Raw genomic sequence first — 4,540 nt, 5'->3', positions numbered from 1 at the left:
TTTTCGAAGGTCGAGTCGAAGCCTTCGATCTGGCTGCCCTGAACCTTGTCCTTGTTCTGATCGAGGAAGCTATAGCCGAAGATCCCCAGGGCTTCCGGCGAGGTGTTCAGCTTCTGGATAATCAGATTGTCGTTTTCACCGGCTTCGATGTACGCGCCATCTTCGCGGATCTTCGAGCAAGCGGCCGTCTTGACCTTAGCATCGGTGATTGCTTTGATTTCCGGGAAATCTTTGCAACCATAATCCATGACGAGTTCGATGAACGCATCGCGCGTGCCCGACGTCGGGGGCGGACCGATGACTTCGATCTTCGTGTTCGGCAGGTTCGGGTTTACCTGCGCCCAGGTCTTATAGGGGTTCTCGGCGAGGCCACCGTTCATCGGAACCTTCTCGGCGAGGGCAAGGTAGATGTCCTTGCGCGACAGGTTCATCTTGGCCGAACCGATCTTGTCGGCGATCACGATGCCGTCGAAGCCGATCTTCACTTCCGTGATGTCGGTCACGCCGTTCTTATTGCAGCTTTCGAATTCCGACTTGGTCATCGGGCGCGACGCATTGGTCATGTCCGGATGGCCCGTGCCAACGCCGGCGCAGAACAGGCGCATGCCGCCGCCGGTGCCGGTCGATTCGACAACCGGGGTCTTGAACTTGCCCTGACGGCCGAAGGCTTCCGCCACGGCGGTCGAGAACGGGAACACCGTGGAAGAACCAACGATGCGGATTTGATCCCGTGCCTGACCAAAAGCAGCCGCCGGAATCATCGCAGCGGCGAGGGCAGCCACTGCAAAAGTCTTCTTCATCATGCCATCAAACCTTTCGAGCATACATCGGCAGAGCGTCAGGGATTTCCCCGACCATTCAGCCGACCAATTGCGTCATCTCGTGCCGTCGGGCTTAAACCCCCAGCTCAGAGACTGAGCGGACGGTAGTCACGGCGTGACTCTCTTTTATGACAAAAGCATTGCGGATATATGACAATGAACCCTGGCAGTTCTATCAGGATAAATGTGTATAAAATATCAAGGCGCTATGACGAGGTTTTGCGCCGGAACACGACGATATTCAACCAATTGGAATCTCAGCAGAATCAATTTCGAGGGGCGCGCGGCCGGTCAGTCGCGTTCGGCGGCGGGCAAATAAGTATACACGCAGGTGCCTTTACCCACGTCGCTTTCGATCCGCAAACTGCCGCGATGGCGGTTGATGATATGCTTCACGATGGCAAGGCCTAACCCAGTGCCGCCTTGGGACTTGGAGCGGGCCGGATCGACCCGGTAAAACCGTTCGGTCAGGCGCGGTAGATGGGCGCGCGGAATCCCCTCGCCATCGTCGCAAATGGCAATGGCGATGGCCCCGAAGGCGGGCGGCGGCATAGCCGGGGGCGCGGCGGGTTTGCGCGTTACCGTCACCGTCACGAGGCCGCCCTCCTTGCCATATTTCAGTGCATTGACGATGAGATTTTGCGTCAACTGCACCAACTCGTCGGCGGTGCCGATGACGGTGGCGGCCCCCTCGATGGTGAGCTTGATTGTGGAGCGGCGCTGATCGGCCTGGGGCTGAAGCCCGGCGACGACGCGTTCCAGCAGCGGGCCGAGGGCGACGCGCGTCGTCGGGTGCTCGTGTTCGTGCTGCTCGATGCGCGACAGCGACAGCAGATCCTCCACCAGCCGCGCCATGCGCTGCGCTTCGCCCTGCATGATATCGAGAAACATCGCGTGCGCCTGCGGATCATCCTTCGCCGGGCCTTGCAGCGTTTCGATGAAGCCGAGCAAGGTGGTGAGCGGCGTGCGGATTTCGTGGCTGGCATTGGCGACGAAATCGACGCGGGTTTGCTCGGCCCGGCGCAGGGCGGTTACATCGTGCAGGGTTAGCACGGCGCAGGTGCCGTCCGGGGCCACCGATTGCAGGCGTTGGACGGCAACGGTGAATTCCCGCTCCACCGGCGGGGCGAGGCTGAGGGTGGCGATGGTGCGCGCTTCCCGCTCGCTCAGCACAAGGTTCAGCGCGGCGACGATATCGGGCTGGCGGAACAGCAGCGTTGCATCGCGCCCAATGATCGCGCCGAAGCTTTCCATCGCCGCCCGGTTCGCGCCGAGAATCCGCCCCTGCCGGTCGAGGGCGAAAACCGGATCGGGCACGGCGTCCAACACCCCGTCGCGGGCCTGGACGAGGCGCATCATCTCGTCATTACGGTCGCGTTTGGCGCGGTAGAGCCGGGCGATGGCATAGCCGAGATCGCGCAACGCCGGGCTGCCGAGCCGGGCCGAGGCGGGCAGGGGGCGGTCGCCGCCGATTAACTCGTCGGCGAAATTGCGCAGATCGTAAATCGCGCGGGCCTGACGGCGGGCGAGCAAGGCGTAATAGAGCAGGAGGCCGGACGCCGCGAGCGCGGCCACTTCCCTGGGCAGCCACCCCAACCATGCCGCCGCCCCGATTACCGCCAGCGGCGGCAGGCAGAGCAGCACGACCGCCAGCAGGATTCGGGTGAATGGCAAGGGCGGATCGGGCAAGGGCATCGGGGCCTTGGCCGCCGTCTCGGCGGCCCCGCCGAGCGCGCCTGAGATCGGCTTAGGGGCAGGCTGTACGTCTGGCGATTCGTCCGTCATACCTGCCCCTTGCGGTCGGATTAGGCCGCAGCCGTGGCTGCTGCGAGGGCGGCCATCGTGACGATATCGCCCACGGTCGCCCCCATCGGGACGATCTGGATGGGCTTATCCAGCCCCATGAGAATCGGCCCGACAACGGTGCCGCCGCCTAACTGACGGATCAGTTTGGCCGATATATTGGCGGCGGCAAGCGATGGCATCACCAGCACATTGGCCGGGCCGGAGAGGCGGCAGAAGGGGTAGAGCTTCATCAACTCGCCATCCAACGCTACATCCGGCGACATTTCGCCGTCATATTCGAAATAGGTCTTGCGCTGATCGAGCAGCTTCACCGCCTCGCGAATCCGGTCGCCATTCTTGGTCATCGGATTGCCGAAGTTGGAGTAGGAGAGTAGGGCGACGCGCGGCTCATGGCCCATGCTGCGGGCTTTGGCGGCGGTCTGAACGGCGATATCGGCCAGTTCTTCTGCCGTCGGCACCGGCGTTACATGAGTGTCGGCGATGAACAGGGTATGGCTACGCAGCAAGAGCAGCGTCAGGCCGTAGAGACGGTCTTGGGCGTGCAGATCGACGGCGCGGCGCACTTCCTCCAAGCTGGTGGCGAACGAGCGGGTAACGCCCGTCACCATCGCGTCGGCATCCCCCAGCGCGACCATACAGGCCCCGAATACGTTTCGATCTTGGTTCACCATGCGCTGACAATCCCGGTACAGGTAGCCCTGTCGTTGCAGCCGATGATAAAGATAGTCCGTGTATTTCTTGTTATGCCGGGCGACCGAGGCATTGACGATTTCAAGATCATCCGCGCCGACAAGACCCGCCGCGCGAATGGTTTCCTGAATGCGGTGTTCGCGCCCGACCAGCACCGGCTGACCGTAACCTGCGGCGCGGAAACCGAGGGCGGCGCGGATCACGCGCTCCTCTTCCCCTTCGGCGAACACCACCCGGCGCGGATTGGCGCGCACCCGGTCCAGAATCCCTTGCAGGCTGGCGGCGGTGGGGTCGAGGCGGCTGGCGAGCGCGCGGCCATAGGCTTTTTCATCGGCAATCGGCTTACGCGCGACGCCGCTTTCCATCGCGGCGCGGGCGACGGCGGTCGGCACGGTCGCGATCAAGCGCGGATCGAAGGGCACGGGGATGATATATTCCGGCCCATAGCGCAGCTTGCGCCCGGCATAGACGGCGGCCAGTTCTTCCGGTACCGGCTGGCGGGCAAGATCGGCGATGGCGTGGGCGGCGGCGACCTTCATCGCGTCGTTGATCGCGGTCGCCCGCACGTCCAACGCGCCCCGGAAGATATAGGGGAAACCTAAGACGTTATTCACTTGGTTCGGATAATCCGACCGGCCCGTGGCGACGATGGCATCGGAGCGAACGTCCTTCACCTCTTCCGGGGTGATTTCCGGGTCGGGGTTAGCCATCGCAAAAATGATCGGCTTCGCCGCCATGCCCGCGACCATCGCCGGGGTGACTGCGCCCTTGGCCGACAGCCCGAAGAACACGTCCGCCCCTTTCATCGCCTCTTCCAGGCTGCGGGCTTCGGTGGGGACGGCGTGGGCCGATTTCCACTGGTTCATGCCCTCGGTGCGACCCTGGTAGATCGGCCCTTTGGTATCGCAGAGAACGACATTTTCGTGCGGCACGCCCAAGAGCTTCACCAATTCGACGCAGGCGATGGCGGCAGCCCCCGCGCCATTCACCACCATCTTAATGTCTTTCAGCGACCGCCCGGTAATATCGAGCGCATTAATCAGCCCGGCGGCGGCAACGATGGCGGTGCCGTGTTGGTCGTCGTGGAACACCGGAATATCCATCAACTCGCGCAAGCGCTGTTCGATGATGAAACATTCCGGCGCTTTAATATCCTCAAGATTGATGCCGCCGAACGTCGGCCCCAGATAGCGCACGGCATTGACGAACTCGTCCACGTCGCG

3 protein-coding genes are annotated in these 4,540 nt (G+C 62.8%); all 3 read right to left on the bottom strand.

Features of this window, described 5'->3' with window-relative positions; all coding sequences use genetic code 11:
• On the bottom strand, positions 1 to 803 hold an 803-nt coding region (locus tag VZ95_RS14930; RefSeq protein ID WP_156995325.1), incomplete at its 3' end, for a substrate-binding domain-containing protein.
• A 309-nt stretch (positions 804 to 1,112) separates the two neighbouring features.
• On the bottom strand, positions 1,113 to 2,606 hold the full coding sequence (locus tag VZ95_RS14925) for an ATP-binding protein (RefSeq protein ID WP_084627819.1): 1,494 nt from the start codon (positions 2,604 to 2,606) through the stop codon (positions 1,113 to 1,115).
• Positions 2,607 to 2,626: 20 nt separating this feature from the next.
• A partial coding sequence (locus VZ95_RS14920; RefSeq protein WP_045776562.1) for an NADP-dependent malic enzyme occupies positions 2,627 to 4,540 on the bottom strand: 1,914 nt, incomplete at its 5' end.

The sequence above is a fragment of the Elstera litoralis genome (assembly GCF_000963705.1).
Lineage (GTDB): Bacteria > Pseudomonadota > Alphaproteobacteria > Elsterales > Elsteraceae > Elstera > Elstera litoralis.
The sequence above is the reverse complement of the archived record's forward strand: the minus strand, read 5'-3'. Positions and strand labels throughout refer to the sequence as shown.

Coding starts and splice junctions, on each gene's coding strand:
- VZ95_RS14925 (WP_084627819.1), bottom strand. CDS start 2,606: ATGACGGACGAATCGCCAGACGTACAGCCTGCCCCTAAGCCGATCTCA.